Raw genomic sequence first — 15,573 nt, forward strand, 5'->3', positions numbered from 1 at the left:
CAAACGTAAACGTTCATTTTCAGTTGCTTTCAGGAGTAATCGGTGTATGAATCTGGAAAACAATCTGATATGATGTAAGCGTAGAGGAGGAATGCAAAGTGATCATGACCTACGAATGGGTCGGTATAACTGACTCTGCGGACGAGCTGAGTGAAATGATACTGCAATCAGAGCAGGCTGCGAAATACCGCGATGCCTATGACTCTGTCTATAGCGATAAACTATTGGCGAGAGAGATCCACGATTTCGCCAGGCTGAAAGAGCTGTACGAAGAAGTGCAGCGCTTCGGTAAATACCACCCGGATTACAAACGGGTGATGAAGCAAATCCGCGTGGACAAACGGCGGCTGGACCTCAATGAAAAGGTGGCTGAGCTGCGGCTTGCGGAAAATGAGCTGCAAGACTTGATGGACCAAGTCAGCTTCATCCTTGGCCGCTCGGTGTCAGAAGCGGTCAAGATTCCTTCGAGCAATCCGTTCTTTTCATCGGATTCCTCGTGCGGAAGCGGCTGCGGCACAGGCGGCGGCTGTTCCTGTTCCGCATAATAAAAAAAGTGCAACCTCAACGGGTTGCACTTTTTTTATTGGCGTTTTTCTTCCAGTGCCGAAATCAATTCGATGGCGATATCAGGCCGGTCGGTGATGATGCCTTGAGCTCCGGCGTTGATCAATTTCTCCATCGCTTCCTTGTCGTCGATGACCCAGTAATGAACCGGGACATTCAACCGGTCGAGGAAGGCAATGAACCGTGCCGAGTCAAGGCGGAATACTGAATGCTTCACCGGAATCTGCACAACATCCGCACGCGGCACATACAGATGGCCGAACTGGCTATTGAAGGAAGTGAACGCTTTGCGCACTTCGTTTTCGCCAGCGCCGAGAGCGACGCGGTTTTGTGCATATAAATTGAAGCGGTCGATTTGTTCGTCGTAGAAGCTGGTGACGACGACACGGTCTTCCGCACCGAGTGATTCGATCAAGCGCCACAGTTTCGATGGCACCAGGCTGCCTTCATATGTGTCGGGTGCGTCTTTGATGTCGATATTGATGTACATCTGCGGGAATTTTTCCAACAGTTCACGGAGCAGGACGGCTTTCTCGCCTTGGCCGCGATAGGAATTTTCACCTTTGTCATCCACGAAATGGTAGCCAAAATCAAGCGCACGCAATTCTTCGATTGTCATTTCAGCTACACGGCCAGCTGAGCCGGACGTGCGGTCGACAAACTCATCATGGAAGACCAGGATTTCCTCGTCGTTGGTCATGCGGATATCGATTTCAAACCCGTGGACCCCGAGTTCTGCCGCGCGGTCAAATGCCGCCATCGTATGTTCCGGTGCGAGTGAACTGCCGCCGCGGTGGGCCAGGACGATTGGATGCCCATAATCGAGCACGGCTTTTTGCGGCCGCTTTTGTGGTTCCGTAAATGCTTTAGAGCCGGCCCATGCAGCGGCACCGACTGCGGCAGCGGCCAGGCCGATTTTCGTTTTCTTACCCATATATGTATAACCCCCTGTTTTGGTAGTATCCACATTATAGCGGAACGCTCTACTTGCTGTCAGTTTATTCGGTTGCGGCTTTTTTTAGACCTATGGTATTCTAGAGTTTAGAAAAGAGGGATAGATATGCATGATCGCCAAGGTCTGATTGTCTATGTGCATCAGCTGAAACAAGCAAAATCATTGCGGAAGTATGGGCATGTCCATTTTATTTCCCGCAAATTGAAATATGTTGTCGTCTACATGGACCAGGACAAAATCGAAGCCACAAAAGAAAAATTATCCAAACTGCCGTATGTTAAGAAAGTGTTGGAGTCCCAGCGTCCTTTCCTTAAGACGGAATATGAAAATGCCAAGCCGGACAAAGCGAAAGAATACGATTATAAAATCGGCTTGTGATCATTGCATCGGCGGAATATAATGGTTGAGCCTGAGAATGGCGATGAGATGGCCGAAATACAGTTGGGTGTCTGCGTATTGCGAAGAATGCTTGACGTCCATGCGAATCGGCTCATGCCCCATCTTCTTGACGGCATCCTCGAACACAGCCAGGCGCTTAGACCCGTCCGGTATGCCTTCACGGCATAGATAGATCGGCATGAAATTGCCTTCTTGGGCCGGCTGGAATGCTGCGGCGATCGATACGACGGGCTGGCCGTCTTTCGTTTTTGAAACGAAAACGAATCCGTGCATGAACCGCTCTTTGTTGCTTTCCATCAATTGGCGAAGTTCATATATATCGCCGTACCCTTCTCCAAGTTCGATAAAACGTTGTATCATCTAAAACACGTCCTTTCCAGAATCCATTCTACCATTGTGGGCGGCAATTGCAGTACTAAAATGATAAAGTAAGAGGCGATAGTATGCGTGTAGTAGCAGGACAGGCGAAAGGCCTGCCTTTGAAAGCGGTTCCGGGAAATTCGACGAGGCCGACGACTGATAAAGTGAAAGAATCCATCTTCAATATGATCGGCCCATTTTTTGATGGCGGAACGGCAGTGGACCTGTTTGCCGGCAGCGGCGGGCTTGGGATTGAAGCCTTAAGCCGTGGCGTTGACCATGCGATCTTTACCGATAAAGACAAAAAAGCCGTAGAGACCATCCAGGCCAATTTGGGAAAAACCAAATTGACAGAATCGGCGGAAGTGTACCGCGCTGATGCTGAACGCGGATTGAAAGCCATGAAGAAAAATGGCGTGAAGGCACGCTTATTGTTTCTCGATCCGCCTTATCATATGGAAAAAGCATATGGACTGATGGGAAAAGCGGCTGAACTGGGCCTGCTTGAAGACGAGGCGATCATTGTATGCGAGCATGAACGGGATATTGATTTGCCGGACGAAACAGCTGGGTGCATCCGGTTTAAAAAGGAGCTATATGGAAATACCGTTATTTCAATTTACCGCTACCAGGGGGAAGAGGGAGAACGCATTGACTAAAATTGCAGTAGTACCGGGGAGTTTCGATCCGATTACGATGGGCCATTTGGATATCGTCAAACGGGCATCATCGATTTTCGACGAAGTGAAAGTGGTGGTCATGAACAATTCATCCAAAAATCCATTGTTCGATGTAGATGAACGGATGGCCTTGATTGCCGAAGTGACGAAAGCCATTCCAAACGTGACAGTGGATTCTTTTGCCGGCTTGTTGATCGACTATGCGGTGGAGGCAGAAGCGAATGCGATCATCCGCGGCTTGAGGGCGGTTTCGGATTTTGAATACGAGATGCAGATTACGTCCATGAACCGTTTTTTGAATGAGAACATCGAGACTTTGTTCATGGTGTCAAACAACCAATATTCCTTCCTCAGTTCGAGCATCGTCAAAGAAGTGGCGAAATATCAAGGCAAGATTTCCGGGCTGGTCCCGGAAGCGGTGGAAAAAGCATTAATAGAAAAGTTCAAATAAGTCACGTGACACGTGGCTTTTTGTTGTGGTTCGAACAAAAAGGAGAGAATATGCGATGAAAAATAAAAAACTTTGGTTTTTTGTGCTGGTGATGGCGCTCGTCGTGTTTGTCAGCTCCTACCGTCTGGATGCATATATATCACGCCCAGGCGATGCATACGAGCTAACGCCGCTTGTGGAAGTGGAGGGGCGTGATGAAGACGATGTAGGCACACTCAGCTTGATGACCGTGACGATGTTCAATGCAACGCCTGCCTTGTACATCATGGCGCAATTCCAGGAAGGCTATAAAGTGCTCGACCCCGAACAAGTAAGAAGCCCCCATGAAAGCGATGAGGAGTACAATGTCAGGCAATTGAAGCTGATGTCCGATTCCCAGGTCAATGCGCTGCAAGTGGCTTTTGAAGAGGCGGGCAAGCCGTATGAAGTATCGAGCAACGGCGTCTTCATCCTGAATGTGCTGGAAGACGGGGCGGCTGCGGGTTTATTGTCGCCTGGTGACCGCTTGATGGAAATCGATGGTCGAGCTTATGATTCGATGGAAGAATTCCTTGATTACTTGAGCAATAAGAAAGTCGGGGATGAAGTGGAACTGGCAATCGAGCGCGATGAACGTACAATCAACCAAACGGTCACGCTGGCCCCGCTGCCGACAGAACCTGAGCGCGCGGGCATCGGCATTTCCTTTGTAGAGGACAAGGAAATCGAAACGACTCCGGATGTTTCGATCGATTCCGATACTATCGGCGGGCCGTCTGCCGGATTGATGTTCACTTTGGAAATCTTGAATCAATTGCTCGATGAAGACATTACCCGCGGGTATGACATCGCGGGCACGGGGACGATGGAAAGCGACGGAACGGTCGGGCGCATCGGCGGAATCGACCAAAAGGTCATTGCGGCAGACCGTGCCGGCATCGATATTTTCTTCGCACCGGATGATGAGGCCGGTTCGAAGTTGCCGAGCAATTTTGACCAAGCCGTGGAAACGGCAGAGAAAATCGGCACCGAGATGGACATCGTCCCGGTCGCTGACATCAATGATGCACTTGATTACTTATCGGTACTGCCGCCCAGGTAAATGGGTGGTGTCGTGTATTCTTTTTTTAATGAGTCTGCACCAATCGCTTGAAGGTAAAGTGCTGACGCACGAATATCGAGCTGTCCCATATTTCCTGTCAGATCCGCAGCGCGGCTGATGATAGGGAGCGGGATGGCTTTTTTCTGTTCGTTCAGATAACGCCTGCCTTCGTGTGTCATGCCGAGCAAGCGGATGTATTCGGGGTGTTTGGCAGCTTGTGCTTCCACCTGTGTGTATCTCGTGAAGATGTGGGTCAGCATGCGCTGTATACGAGTCCGTGTGAAGCGTTTACTCTTCACTCGGCTGATGAATGCGTCAAAGGTTTCCGAGCGCTTCGCCGACTCGTGAATCAAGTTCTCGATGCCTTCCGTCACTTCGGCAAACCGTGCCAGTGCTTTTGGCCCTTCGCGCAAAATCGTGAAGCGCAGCATGGGATAGAATCGTTGCCAATCGACGAAGCCTTGTTGTTCCGCGTGGACGCGTTCAAGCAAATGGAGGCTGCTCGACGGTAAATAAGGGGCCAATTCTCCAAGCTCCTCGCCTTCGAAAAAGGCATTGCGGATGCCGGTTGCACTGGCGATCGCGACGCCGGGCTCTAGCGGATCGTGGTAGCCTGCACCGATGCGCTGTATTGTCAATGGTGCCATCGCGCTGTTGATCGCGCGGGCTGCTTCTATATAATGATAGCCGAGAATATTGTTCGGTTTGGTCAAGTCGGCGTAACGGCCGCTGCCTTTCGTTAAAGACAGGTACGCATCATTCAGTGCTTTCGGGTAGCTGATGCCGGTTTGCACCTTGTCGTGGATGACATGTTCGTATTGCTCCCTTTCTGTATCCAATAACTCCAGGCTGGCCAGGAACGGTTCGATCTCGCCTTGTTCGCTGCCGAAGCAAAAACAGGCGCATCCTGCTGCATCGAGTAATTCGATGGCACCTCGCGCGAATTCCGAAGCCTGCGCGGTCGCAAAAGCGTAGGGTAATTCAATGACCACATCGATCCCAGCCGAGAGTGCCATTTCCGTGCGCGTCCATTTATCAGCAAACGCCGGCTCGCCGCGCTGGAGGAATTGGCCGCTCATGACGGCGACCACTACATCAGCCCCTGACAGCTCTTTTGCTTTCGCCGCATGATGCAAGTGGCCATTATGGAAAGGGTTATATTCAACAATGATTCCTGTCGCTTTCATTACAGCACCTTCTTTTGGTATGATTGGTTGTATATAAGTTAAACAAAAATTTTATAATCCGTAAAAGTTAGAAATGAAACCGTTCGAGACGGACGCTTTCCACTCTTTCATTTGAGATATTTAGCAGATATGGAGCAAAATAGCGCAGACTCCTTGGGGAGCAGAAACGGAGGCGGTTTTTCAACTCCGTTTCGACGAAGTGCTGAAATCCATTCGGGCGGCTAGCCCGAATTAGTTCAGCGCAAGCCCCCAGGAAAGCTAGCTGTTTTGCGGAATATCGTTTTATATTAAATTATTAAAGCATTTGTTCAACTTATATAGTATAACGATGAGCGAATTATGGTGACAAGATTTTTTCTTGACATCGTTTGTTCTACATTATATAATCAACTTTGTTGTCTTGAGGTGATTACTTATGAAAATAGCGATTCAACAGCTACAAAAGTATCGTAACGACGGGATGCCAATTGACCAGTATGTTCAATTGGATGAGGCGAAAAAGCGCAATAGCGATATTCGCGCCGTATCTCCTATACACGTCACAGGACACTGTACGATTGGTTCGCAACAAATGACGTGCATGCTTCATCTTGAAGGGACGCTTACGCTGCCCTGTGCACGAACTTGGGAAGATGTCGAATATCCGGTCAGCATCGACACCGTGGAAATCTTCGATTGGTCTGAAAAAGGCCGTGAAGAAGGCGAGGACGAATATGTCCACGCGGTAACGACTGAAGTCATTGATCTTCAGCCGATTTTGGAAGAGCTGATCGCCCTTGAAGTCCCAATACAGGTCTTCAAGGAAGACTCAGAACAAACCGTCATCAAAGGCGGCAACGACTGGTCTTATTTGTCAGATGAAGAAGTTCTGGCCAAGAAGGAAGAAGCGCAATCAAAACCGGATCCAAGACTGGCTGATTTAGCCAAGTATTTCGATCAGACAGATGAATAGAATCATTGTAAGGAGGTGTCACCAATGGCTGTACCGTTCAGAAGAACATCCAAAACCGCTAAAAGAAAACGCCGTACGCATTTCAAGCTATCCGTACCTGGTATGGTAGCGTGCCCAAGCTGTGGCGAAAGTAAATTGGCTCACCATGTCTGCAAAGCATGTGGATCATACAAAGGCAAAGAAGTAGTAGCTAGCAAATAAAACAGTATTTGCTTAGAAAAAGGTTATCTGGAGGCCATGGCTCCGGATAACCTTTTTCATTTGCCGAAAAACAGGTAAACTAGAGCCAGAGGTGAGTCAAAACATGGCATACATAATCGAAACAAAAAATCAGGTAATGACGTTTACGATCGACCGGCCCCATATTCGCAACGCTATCAACAGTGAGGTGATGGAAGGGTTTGAAGAACTCGCAACGCGCGCAAGAACAGAAGACATCCGCTATGTCATCATCACGGCAACAGGCGAGCAGGCCTTTTGTTCAGGCGGCGATTTGTCGGTATTTCATGAACTGAAAACAGAACAGCAGGCGTGGCCGATGCTCAGCCGTATGGGCGAAGCCCTGTACCGCATCAAGACGATTCCGGTTCCGGTCATTGCGCTTATTAATGGCACCGCGGTCGGCGGCGGCTGTGAGATTGCGACGGCGTGTGATTACCGGCTGGTGAAGGGCCATGCCAAATGCGGCTTTATCCAAGGGGCACTGGCTATCACGAGCGGCTGGGGCGGCGGCACTTATCTATTTGAAACTTTGAAGCACGATGCGGCACTTAAAATGCTCAGTGATGCGCGCGCCTACACAGCGGCTGAATTGCTTGAGAACGGATGGGCCAGTGCCATCATCGAAGAGGACGGGGATATTGAACGATTTTTGGCGTCGATGAACCGTGTCCTGCCGGCCGTGCACCGCGCGTATAAAGAAATCGCGCTACGCAAATGGGAGGAAACGAATTTGAAACCGCGGGTCGATCAGGAAATCCGCGAGTGCGCCAGATTGTGGGCAGAAGAAGCTCATCATCACGCTGTGGAGGGGTTCTTGAACAAAAATAAAAAATAAGGCTCCTGCGGGGGCTTTTATTTATGGATAAACGACGGCTCCGTTATGTGATAGAACAAAGCAGACGGAACATTATGGAAAATATTTTTTTCAATAGTTGAAATCGCTTACAAAATTCGTATATGCTAGAGAAGGGAGAAAACTTAGGGGGTATTTCATACATGAAAAAAATCCTGATTGCCAACCGGGGCGAAATTGCACGGCGCATCATCCGCACATGCGACCGCCTCGGCATCGAAACCATCGCAATCCACTCTGAGGCGGACGGGGAACTGCCTTATGTGAGAGAAGCGACAGAAGCGGCAGCGATCGGCCCGAACCCGGTCGCGCAATCTTATTTACAAGCAGATAAAATCATTGAAGAAGCTGTAAAGCGTAACGCTGAAGCGATCCATCCAGGCTATGGCCTGCTATCGGAAAACGCGGATTTCGCGCGCAAGGTCAGACAAGCCGGGCTGATCTTCATCGGCCCGGAACCCGAAGTCATCGAAACGATGGGGGATAAGCTCGGCTCGCGGCGTTCGATGAAACAGGCCGGTGTGCCCGTCGTTCCTGGGACAGCCGAAGGGGTATCTAATATTGATGCAGCTGTCTTGGAAGCAAAAGCAATTGGTTATCCGTTAATGCTCAAAGCGAGTGCGGGAGGCGGCGGCATCGGCATGGTGTTGTGTGAAAATGAGCAAGCGCTCACTCAACAGTTTGATTCGGTCAAAAACCGCGCCAAAGCCTACTTTGGGAACGACATCGTCTACTTGGAGAAATTCATTGCCAATGCACGCCATATCGAAGTGCAGATTTTCGGTGATGCGTCAGGCCATATCGTCCACTTGTATGAACGCAATTGCTCTGTGCAGCGCCGCAATCAAAAAGTTATCGAAGAATCGCCGTCTCCGGACTTGCCGGAATCAGCAAGAACCAAGCTGTGTGAAGCAGCCGTTCAAGCTGCGCGCGCGGTCGGTTACACAAATGCGGGAACGGTCGAGTTCATCGTCGATGAAAATAACGACTTCTATTTCCTGGAAATGAATACCCGCCTGCAAGTGGAACATCCGATTACGGAAGAAGTAACAGGTGTCGACCTTGTCGAATGGCAAATAAATGTGGCCAGGGGCGAAACCTTGCCCGGGCAGGACACGATCCATACAAACGGCCATTCAATTGAGTACCGCATCTATGCGGAAGACCCGAAAACGTTCTTCCCGTCGCCAGGAACATTATCCATCTTGAAATGGGGTGCTGGCGCACGCATTGAAACGGGATACGAAGAAGGCAATAAAGTGACGCCGTTCTATGATCCGATGATCGCCAAGGTGGTTTTGACCGGAACTTCGCGGGAAGAAGTCTTGGAGAAATCCAGAAAGTTCTTTGACGAAACGGCGATTGAAGGGGTAAAGACCAATTTGCCGTTATTTGATCAATTCATCGAATCCAAATCATTTAGAGAAGGAAATTATGCGACGGCCGTATTGGCTCAGTGGCTTACACAACAAAAGGAGGAAAAAACAGTATGAAACAACTAACAGCATCTATGGCGGGGACGGTCTTGAATATTTCAGTCAACGAAGGGGATTCCGTATCAGCGGGGCAGACCGTCATGACTCTTGAATCGATGAAAATGGAAATACCGGTAGAAGCGGAATTCGGCGGGAAAGTCGAAAAAGTCGATGTGGAAGTTGGCAGCTTTGTCAACGAAGGGGACACACTGGTGACGCTCGGCGAATAAGGCATTTGAATCCAAAGGGGTGGAAGAAATGACGAAAACGACTGAAACAACAGGATATAATGCACGGCTCGAAGAAAAACTTTCGAAGATTTTTGCAGGGGGCCACGAGAAATACCATGAGAAGTTGAAAGAAAGCAATAAACTGTTCGTCAGGGACCGCTTGAACTTGCTGTTCGATGACGGCGATTATATTGAAGATGGCCGCTTCGCGAATGTGGAAGCGGGAGATCTTCCGGCTGATGGCGTCGTGACGGCGATCGGCAAAGTAAACGGCGAAACCGTTTGCGTCATGGCGAACGATTCGACCGTTAAAGCCGGATCATGGGGTTCACGGACAGTGGAAAAGATCATCCGCATCCAGGAAACAGCTGAAAAGATGCAAGTGCCGATGCTTTACTTGGTCGACTCAGCAGGCGCACGCATCACCGACCAATTGGAGATGTTCCCGAACCGCCGCGGCGCAGGGCGCATTTTCCACAACCAAGTGCGCATGTCCGGCATGGTGCCGCAAGTATGCTTGTTGTTCGGCCCATCTGCGGCAGGCGGAGCGTACATCCCGGCATTTTGCGATATCGTCATCATGGTCGAAGGCAACGCTTCCATGTATTTGGGATCGCCGCGCATGGCGGAAAAAGTCATCGGTGAAAAAGTGTCACTCGAGGAAATGGGCGGCGCCCGCATGCACTGTACCGTCAGCGGCGTCGGCGATGTTTTGGTCTCCACTGAAGAAGAGGCAATTTCGGAAGCGCGCCGCTATATGGCCTTCTTCCCGGCAAACTTTGCCGGCAAGCCTGCAGTGCTCGAAGCGAAAGCGAAGAAAGCGGGACGCAGCCTCGAAGAAATCATTCCGGAAAACCAGAATGCCCCGTTTGATATGTATGAATTGATCGACCAATTGATCGATGAAGACAGCTTCTTCGACATCAAAAAACTGTTCGCGCCGGAATTGATCACCGGCCTCGCACGCATCGATGGGCAAGTGGTCGGCATCATCGCCAACCAGCCGAAAGTGAAAGGCGGCGTGCTGTTCGGGGATTCTGCGGACAAAGGCGCCAAGTTCATCAACTTATGCGATGCGTTCTCGATTCCGCTCTTATTCCTCGCGGATGTGCCTGGATTTATGATCGGCACGAAAGTGGAACGCGCAGGAATCATCCGCCACGGGGCCAAATTCATCTCTGCGATGAGTTCGGCTACTGTGCCGAAGATTTCGGTCGTCGTGCGTAAAGCATATGGCGCCGGGTTGTATGCAATGGCAGGGCCAGCGTTCGAACCGGATGTATGCATTGCGCTCCCGACGGCCCAAATAGCCGTCATGGGCCCTGAAGCGGCGGTCAATGCGGTCTATTCCAACAAGATCGAAGCGATTGAAGACCTGAAAGAACGCCTGGCCTATGTGCAGCAGAAGCACCAGGAATACAAAGAAGAAATTAATATTTACCGTTTGGCATCAGAACTCATCGTCGATGAAATCGTCGCGCCGTATGCACTTCGCGACGAATTGTCCAAGCGCTTGTCGATTTATGCGACGAAAGATTTGCCTTTGCCATATCGAAAACATCCGATCATTCCTGTATAATGAGTAATAGACGTGGAGTCTGCCTAATAAGGCAGGCTTCTTTTTTAGCAGACGCTCGGCACGACAGGGCGTCTCCTACCTACGATTGCTCTGAAAAAAGGAGGGGTTTCCATGAAATTCGCAATTATCGGCGGAAACGCCCAGGCATTGCTGCTGGCGCATCTATTGAAAAAACAAGGCGATGTTCAGCTGATCACAACGAATGAAGAACAAGCCGCTGAGCTAAACACGCATGGCCTCATATGCGGGACAGAACAACAGCGAATCGCCGTTTATACCGATCTTGAACAGGTGGACCCGGATGCATACATATTTATTACGGTTCATTCAGATGAACTGCCGCCAATATTAAGGCTGTTAAAAATCCGCCGGCCGGGCAATCCGCTCGTGTTTGTGCAGCAAGGAATGCTCTATATCGAAAAAGCCCGTTTATTGGCACATCGCCAAATCGCAGCCGGCACTTTGGATTGCGACGCGGTCAAAGTCAATGCGCATGAAATTAGCTACACGAAAACGCCGCAGCTCAGCCTGGGCTTGTTGAAAGGCGAGCCTGCGCAATTTGAGGCGCTCGCGAAAATGGCCCATATGACGGTGCAATGGACAGAGGACATCGAGAAGCGGCTGTTTGAACAGCTGTTGCGGGACAGCCTCATCAATCCATTGACGGCGTTGATGAAGATCGAAAAGGGGCGTTTGATTACCGATCCGAATGCTTATGAATTATTTCGCAACCTGTACAATGAGATGTATTTGGCGTTTCCGGAAATCGAAAGCTTGCAGCCGATCGAACGCGTTGCTGCCTATTGCGCGTCACGGCCGGAAGAAATATCGTCTATGCTAGCAGACCGCATGGCCAATGACCCGATGGATGTGGACGGGCTGATGCTGTATATACTGCAAATTTCGAAATTGGATCTGCCTTTGTTTAAAGCGTTCTACCATTTATTGAAGACTGTTGAGGAAAACTGATGGAATGGATATCTACTGCAGGGAACGTGTTGCTCTACGTCCCATTTATCTTGTTTTTATTTGTCTACGTGTTGACCTATAAATCCAAAAAACGCAAAGCACTCGGCATCGCTGCCGATGTCACCGCTTTTCTATTATTCTTTTCCGTGCCGGCATCAATCGAATTGCTGTACGGCGTGGAAGTTCAGCCATTCATTTTCATGGCGGCGTTATTGCTTGCCATTTTTCTGCTGATCCGTGAATGGAAAACCCAGAAAGAACTGGAAGTCATCAAATTCCTGCGCAAAGTCTGGCGGATTTGTTTCTTGGCGTTATCCGCCATTTATGCCGCCACTTGGCTTGCCGGGCTTATCTTTTTAGCGGTCCAGTCATTCCGCTAAGCGGATTTTTTCTCAAGCAATCCTCCTTTTGTTATAGTAGTCTTTGAATGTAAAGCGAAAAGGGGATTCAAATTCATGAAATTAGAGGAGAAATACATACCGCCATCCTCCAAATTGATGGCTGATTATACGAACGAAGAACAAAATATACTGCAATATTTTTCCTATCACCCTTCTTTGGATCAAGCCCGCAAAAGGCTTGAAACCCTTGAAAGCCATCCGGTCGACCGGGAAAAACTGGTGTCCATTATCGCAAGTTATATGGAGAATTTCGGGATCTCTGAAGCGGCGAGGCAAAATCTTGAGCGTTTCGAAAAAGGTGCATCGGTCGTCGTGACTGGCCAGCAGGCCGGGTTATTGACAGGCCCTTTGTATACGGTGCACAAAGCGATCTCTGCGATTTTATTGGCGAAAGAAGCTTCTGATAAGCTGGATACACCGGTTGTGCCGGTGTTTTGGATCGCCGGGGAAGACCATGATTTGGCCGAGATTTGCCATATTTACCGCGAAACGAACGGCCGTGTCGAAAAGCTGAATTATCCCCACGCCAAACTGGGGAAATGCGCTGCTTCACACGCCCCGTTGAAAGCGGATGAAATCGAGACGTTTTTGGAAGAATATTTCCGCAGTTTGCCTGAAACCGCCCATACGAAGGAGATCCATTCCTTAGTGTTTAGCCATCTGGAGAAAGCTGAGACATTTACTGCGTTTTTCACAAGCTTGCTCAACCATTTCTTCAATCAAGAAGGCTTGCTTTATATCGACGCGGCGTATGAGCAATTGCGCGCCTATGAATCAAGCTTTTTCACCCGGCTTATCGAAAACAGCGGAGCGATAGCAAAGACGGTCGTGGAAACTGAAACTGCGCTTCAAAAGGATGGCTACGCAGCAGGGATCGATGGCAAAGAGGAAGCGGCGCATCTCTTCATCACCATCGAAGGCGAACGCCTATTGCTTGAGCGGGATGGAAGCCGTTTTGCCGTCAAGAATACGGCGCTAAGCTTTACAAAACCGGAACTCTTGGAGATTGCCAAGAATGAGCCGGAACGTCTCAGCAATAATGTTGTAACCCGGCCGTTGATGCAGGATCTTGTCTTTCCGGTGCTCGCTTTTGTCGGGGGGCCAGGAGAAATCGCGTATTGGGCGGCGTTGAAAGGCGCATTCGATCTGATGGGAATGGAAATGCCGATTGTCATGCCGCGGCTCAGCGTCAGCTTGGTCGACCGGCGGACTGCGGCGCTTTTGGAGAAACAGCACTTGAGTTTTGAAGAGGTCGTCGTTGAGCGGAAAATTCCCCAATTGCGCAATGAACTTTTCGATCACATAAGAGACCAAGAGACGGAAGCGAAAATCGATGAAGTCAAGCAAGCGTTGACTGAAGAGTACGAAGAACTGATCAGCCGTGTTACAACGGTCAGCGCCGGACTTACGCCTTTGGCTGAGAAGAACTTGCGCATCCACTTGGCTCAGCTGGATTTCCTGAAACACAAGCTGCAAGACGAAGTGGCAATCCAGAACAGCACGCAGTTCAACCAGCTGACGGCGATCGAAAACGCCTTGTTGCCTGAATCAGGTTTGCAGGAGCGGATTTATAACCCGATCCCATATTTAAACCAGTATGGCAAAGCTTTAGTGGAAGACCTATTAGCGCTGCCGATGAAATATGATACTACCCACAAAATTGTCATTCTTTAACTTGGAAAAGCCTGCATACGCAGGCTTTTTTTATGTGAAGTAAACTCTTTGAGATGAAATGCTGTAACAATAGTGAAATATTTCAAAAACAAGTGGTGGCATGTGGGGGAATGTGGTACATTAATTATAATAAGTGGGGTGAAAGGCATGTTCATGGGCGAATTTCAACACAATGTTGATGCTAAGGGCAGATTAATCGTACCTGCAAAATACCGTGAATTGCTTGGTGAGCATTTTGTGATCACTCGGGGCCTGGATCAGTGCTTATTTGGTTATCCAATGAATGAATGGAATAAAATTGAAGAAAAACTAAAAGAAATGCCAGTTACGAAAAAAGATGCACGCGCATTCACCCGTTTTTTCTTCTCAGGGGCCCAGGAAGTGGAACTTGATAAGCAGGGGCGCGTCAATATACCTGCCAACCTTTTATCATATGCGAAAATCGAAAAGGAATGCGTCATCCTTGGCGTCTCCAATCGCTTTGAAATATGGGCAAAAGGCGCATGGGAAGCGTATTTCGAAGAATCCGAAGAATCCTTTAATGAAATTGCCGAAAACTTAACTGACTTTGATTTTTAAATAAATGAACGGGGGGACTGGGTTGTTCAATCACACTACAGTTTTGCTGCATGAAACTGTCGATGGGCTGAACATTCGTCCTGATGGCATATATGTAGATTGTACACTCGGCGGCGCGGGCCATAGCGAATATTTGGCCCAGCAGCTATCCGATCAGGGACATCTGTACTGCTTTGATCAGGATGCAACAGCAATCGAACATGCAAAAGAAAAACTGAAAGACCATTTACATAAGATCACTTTTATCCATGCAAATTTTAAGTATTTAAAGGAAGAATTGGAAAAGCACGGAGTCGTGAAAGTTGACGGCATCTTGTACGACCTGGGCGTTTCATCGCCCCAGCTCGATACACCGGAACGCGGATTCAGCTATCATCATGACGCCCCGCTCGATATGCGCATGGACCAAAGTGCGGAATTGAGCGCTTACCATGTCGTGAATGAATGGCGCTTTGAAGACCTCGTACGCATTTTCTACCGCTACGGGGAGGAAAAATTCTCCAAGCAGATTGCACGGAAAATTGAAGCTGCCCGTGAAAAGCAACCGATCGAAACGACAGCGCAGCTGGTCGAGTGCATCAAGGACGGCATTCCAGCACCCGCAAGGCGTAAAGGCGGCCATCCGGCAAAACGCGTATTCCAGGCGATCCGTATCGCAGTAAACGATGAGCTGGGCGCTGCTGAAACTTCCTTGCAAGATGCGATCGACCTGCTCGCAATTGGCGGAAGAATCAGCGTCATCACTTTTCATTCACTTGAAGACCGCTTGACGAAGGCTTTATTCAAGGAAGCTTCATCGCTTCCGGAACTGCCGCCGAATTTGCCGGTCATCCCGGACGGTCTTGAACCGAAATTGAAATTAATTACACGAAAACCTATATTGCCATCGGAAGAAGAATTGGCGCATAATAATCGGTCGCGTTCCGCCAAGTTGCGGATTGCGGAGAAAATCAAACTCTAAG

At 49.3% G+C, this 15,573-nt stretch carries 19 protein-coding genes; 16 read left to right on the forward strand and 3 right to left on the reverse strand.

The features are described from left to right. The first annotated feature begins 98 nt into the window (after positions 1 to 98). Positions 99 to 545 (forward strand): YlbF/YmcA family competence regulator, encoded by a 447-nt coding sequence (locus AB9R92_RS15155; protein ID WP_058383489.1) that lies wholly within the window; start codon positions 99 to 101, stop codon positions 543 to 545. 35 nt (positions 546 to 580) lie between these two features. Here the strand turns inward: AB9R92_RS15155 and AB9R92_RS15160 are convergent, their stop codons facing one another. Beyond that, complete coding sequence (locus tag AB9R92_RS15160; RefSeq protein ID WP_370670285.1) at positions 581 to 1,498, reverse strand: glycerophosphodiester phosphodiesterase family protein; 918 nt, start codon at positions 1,496 to 1,498, stop codon at positions 581 to 583. Between the two features lie 126 nt (positions 1,499 to 1,624). Between AB9R92_RS15160 and AB9R92_RS15165 the strand changes: the two genes are divergently transcribed. Then, a complete protein-coding gene (locus tag AB9R92_RS15165) occupies positions 1,625 to 1,897 on the forward strand; it encodes a YlbG family protein (RefSeq protein WP_058383491.1) in 273 nt (90 codons plus the stop codon). Here the strand turns inward: AB9R92_RS15165 and AB9R92_RS15170 are convergent, their stop codons facing one another. After that, positions 1,898 to 2,278 (reverse strand): DUF7147 family protein, encoded by a 381-nt coding sequence (locus AB9R92_RS15170; RefSeq protein ID WP_370670286.1) that lies wholly within the window; start codon positions 2,276 to 2,278, stop codon positions 1,898 to 1,900. Positions 2,279 to 2,361: 83 nt separating this feature from the next. Here AB9R92_RS15170 and rsmD point away from each other — a divergent pair, with 83 nt between their 5' ends. From rsmD to AB9R92_RS15185, 3 genes are read left to right on the forward strand one after another with little or no spacing between them, the layout of a single operon-like run. Then, a complete protein-coding gene (gene rsmD, locus AB9R92_RS15175; protein WP_370670287.1) occupies positions 2,362 to 2,937 on the forward strand; it encodes a 16S rRNA (guanine(966)-N(2))-methyltransferase RsmD in 576 nt (191 codons plus the stop codon). Next, positions 2,930 to 3,409, forward strand: a complete 480-nt coding sequence (gene coaD, locus AB9R92_RS15180; protein WP_370670288.1) for a pantetheine-phosphate adenylyltransferase — start codon at positions 2,930 to 2,932, stop codon at positions 3,407 to 3,409. Before rsmD ends, coaD begins: the two co-directional genes overlap by 8 nt. Positions 3,410 to 3,464: 55 nt before the next feature. Next, positions 3,465 to 4,490, forward strand: coding sequence for a SepM family pheromone-processing serine protease (locus AB9R92_RS15185; protein WP_370670289.1), 1,026 nt, complete (start codon positions 3,465 to 3,467; stop codon positions 4,488 to 4,490). On the opposite strand, the gene AB9R92_RS15190 is transcribed toward AB9R92_RS15185, so the two are convergent. Continuing rightward, entirely contained in the window at positions 4,463 to 5,677 is a 1,215-nt protein-coding gene (locus AB9R92_RS15190) for a nucleotidyltransferase (protein WP_370670290.1), read from the reverse strand. The two genes, AB9R92_RS15185 and AB9R92_RS15190, sit on opposite strands and share 28 nt — an antisense overlap. A 415-nt stretch (positions 5,678 to 6,092) precedes the next feature. On the opposite strand from AB9R92_RS15190, the gene AB9R92_RS15195 reads away from it, so the two are divergent. The 11 genes from AB9R92_RS15195 (at position 6,093) to rsmH (ending at position 15,572) form a co-directional block, all read left to right on the forward strand. After that, on the forward strand, positions 6,093 to 6,629 hold the full coding sequence (locus AB9R92_RS15195; RefSeq protein WP_101190589.1) for a YceD family protein: 537 nt from the start codon (positions 6,093 to 6,095) through the stop codon (positions 6,627 to 6,629). A 24-nt stretch (positions 6,630 to 6,653) separates the two neighbouring features. Continuing rightward, complete coding sequence (gene rpmF, locus AB9R92_RS15200) at positions 6,654 to 6,830, forward strand: 50S ribosomal protein L32 (protein WP_082799159.1); 177 nt, start codon at positions 6,654 to 6,656, stop codon at positions 6,828 to 6,830. Between the two features lie 103 nt (positions 6,831 to 6,933). After that, the gene (locus tag AB9R92_RS15205; RefSeq protein WP_370670291.1) at positions 6,934 to 7,686 is read left to right on the forward strand and encodes an enoyl-CoA hydratase/isomerase family protein; all 753 of its coding nucleotides are present in this window, start codon (positions 6,934 to 6,936) and stop codon (positions 7,684 to 7,686) included. 161 nt (positions 7,687 to 7,847) lie between these two features. After that, positions 7,848 to 9,197: an acetyl-CoA carboxylase biotin carboxylase subunit gene (locus AB9R92_RS15210; RefSeq protein ID WP_370670292.1), complete on the forward strand. Its 1,350-nt coding sequence runs from the start codon at positions 7,848 to 7,850 to the stop codon at positions 9,195 to 9,197. Continuing rightward, positions 9,194 to 9,409: an acyl-CoA carboxylase biotin carboxyl carrier protein subunit gene (locus AB9R92_RS15215; protein ID WP_370670293.1), complete on the forward strand. Its 216-nt coding sequence runs from the start codon at positions 9,194 to 9,196 to the stop codon at positions 9,407 to 9,409. Before AB9R92_RS15210 ends, AB9R92_RS15215 begins: the two co-directional genes overlap by 4 nt. A 28-nt stretch (positions 9,410 to 9,437) precedes the next feature. Continuing rightward, positions 9,438 to 10,988, forward strand: coding sequence for an acyl-CoA carboxylase subunit beta (locus AB9R92_RS15220; protein ID WP_370670294.1), 1,551 nt, complete (start codon positions 9,438 to 9,440; stop codon positions 10,986 to 10,988). Between the two features lie 111 nt (positions 10,989 to 11,099). Next, entirely contained in the window at positions 11,100 to 11,957 is an 858-nt protein-coding gene (locus AB9R92_RS15225; RefSeq protein ID WP_370670296.1) for a ketopantoate reductase C-terminal domain-containing protein, read from the forward strand. Next, the gene (locus AB9R92_RS15230; RefSeq protein ID WP_370670297.1) at positions 11,957 to 12,337 is read left to right on the forward strand and encodes a DUF3397 family protein; all 381 of its coding nucleotides are present in this window, start codon (positions 11,957 to 11,959) and stop codon (positions 12,335 to 12,337) included. The genes AB9R92_RS15225 and AB9R92_RS15230 overlap by 1 nt, the downstream gene beginning before the upstream one ends. A 75-nt stretch (positions 12,338 to 12,412) precedes the next feature. Continuing rightward, positions 12,413 to 14,032, forward strand: a complete 1,620-nt coding sequence (gene bshC, locus AB9R92_RS15235) for a bacillithiol biosynthesis cysteine-adding enzyme BshC (RefSeq protein WP_370670298.1) — start codon at positions 12,413 to 12,415, stop codon at positions 14,030 to 14,032. Positions 14,033 to 14,179: 147 nt separating this feature from the next. Then, the gene (gene mraZ, locus AB9R92_RS15240) at positions 14,180 to 14,611 is read left to right on the forward strand and encodes a division/cell wall cluster transcriptional repressor MraZ (RefSeq protein ID WP_370670299.1); all 432 of its coding nucleotides are present in this window, start codon (positions 14,180 to 14,182) and stop codon (positions 14,609 to 14,611) included. Between the two features lie 22 nt (positions 14,612 to 14,633). Continuing rightward, the gene (gene rsmH / locus AB9R92_RS15245; protein WP_370670300.1) at positions 14,634 to 15,572 is read left to right on the forward strand and encodes a 16S rRNA (cytosine(1402)-N(4))-methyltransferase RsmH; all 939 of its coding nucleotides are present in this window, start codon (positions 14,634 to 14,636) and stop codon (positions 15,570 to 15,572) included. Position 15,573 lies beyond the last annotated feature (1 nt).

This window comes from Planococcus sp. SSTMD024 (genome assembly GCF_041320495.1).
In the GTDB taxonomy this organism is placed as follows: domain Bacteria; phylum Bacillota; class Bacilli; order Bacillales_A; family Planococcaceae; genus Planococcus.

Coding starts and splice junctions, on each gene's coding strand:
- AB9R92_RS15160 (WP_370670285.1), bottom strand. CDS start 1,498: ATGGGTAAGAAAACGAAAATCGGCCTGGCCGCTGCCGCAGTCGGTGCC.
- AB9R92_RS15165 (WP_058383491.1), top strand. CDS start 1,625: ATGCATGATCGCCAAGGTCTGATTGTCTATGTGCATCAGCTGAAACAA.
- AB9R92_RS15170 (WP_370670286.1), bottom strand. CDS start 2,278: ATGATACAACGTTTTATCGAACTTGGAGAAGGGTACGGCGATATATAT.
- rsmD (WP_370670287.1), top strand. CDS start 2,362: ATGCGTGTAGTAGCAGGACAGGCGAAAGGCCTGCCTTTGAAAGCGGTT.
- AB9R92_RS15185 (WP_370670289.1), top strand. CDS start 3,465: ATGAAAAATAAAAAACTTTGGTTTTTTGTGCTGGTGATGGCGCTCGTC.
- AB9R92_RS15190 (WP_370670290.1), bottom strand. CDS start 5,677: ATGAAAGCGACAGGAATCATTGTTGAATATAACCCTTTCCATAATGGC.
- AB9R92_RS15195 (WP_101190589.1), top strand. CDS start 6,093: ATGAAAATAGCGATTCAACAGCTACAAAAGTATCGTAACGACGGGATG.
- rpmF (WP_082799159.1), top strand. CDS start 6,654: ATGGCTGTACCGTTCAGAAGAACATCCAAAACCGCTAAAAGAAAACGC.
- AB9R92_RS15205 (WP_370670291.1), top strand. CDS start 6,934: ATGGCATACATAATCGAAACAAAAAATCAGGTAATGACGTTTACGATC.
- AB9R92_RS15210 (WP_370670292.1), top strand. CDS start 7,848: ATGAAAAAAATCCTGATTGCCAACCGGGGCGAAATTGCACGGCGCATC.
- AB9R92_RS15215 (WP_370670293.1), top strand. CDS start 9,194: ATGAAACAACTAACAGCATCTATGGCGGGGACGGTCTTGAATATTTCA.
- AB9R92_RS15220 (WP_370670294.1), top strand. CDS start 9,438: ATGACGAAAACGACTGAAACAACAGGATATAATGCACGGCTCGAAGAA.
- AB9R92_RS15225 (WP_370670296.1), top strand. CDS start 11,100: ATGAAATTCGCAATTATCGGCGGAAACGCCCAGGCATTGCTGCTGGCG.
- AB9R92_RS15230 (WP_370670297.1), top strand. CDS start 11,957: ATGGAATGGATATCTACTGCAGGGAACGTGTTGCTCTACGTCCCATTT.
- bshC (WP_370670298.1), top strand. CDS start 12,413: ATGAAATTAGAGGAGAAATACATACCGCCATCCTCCAAATTGATGGCT.
- mraZ (WP_370670299.1), top strand. CDS start 14,180: ATGTTCATGGGCGAATTTCAACACAATGTTGATGCTAAGGGCAGATTA.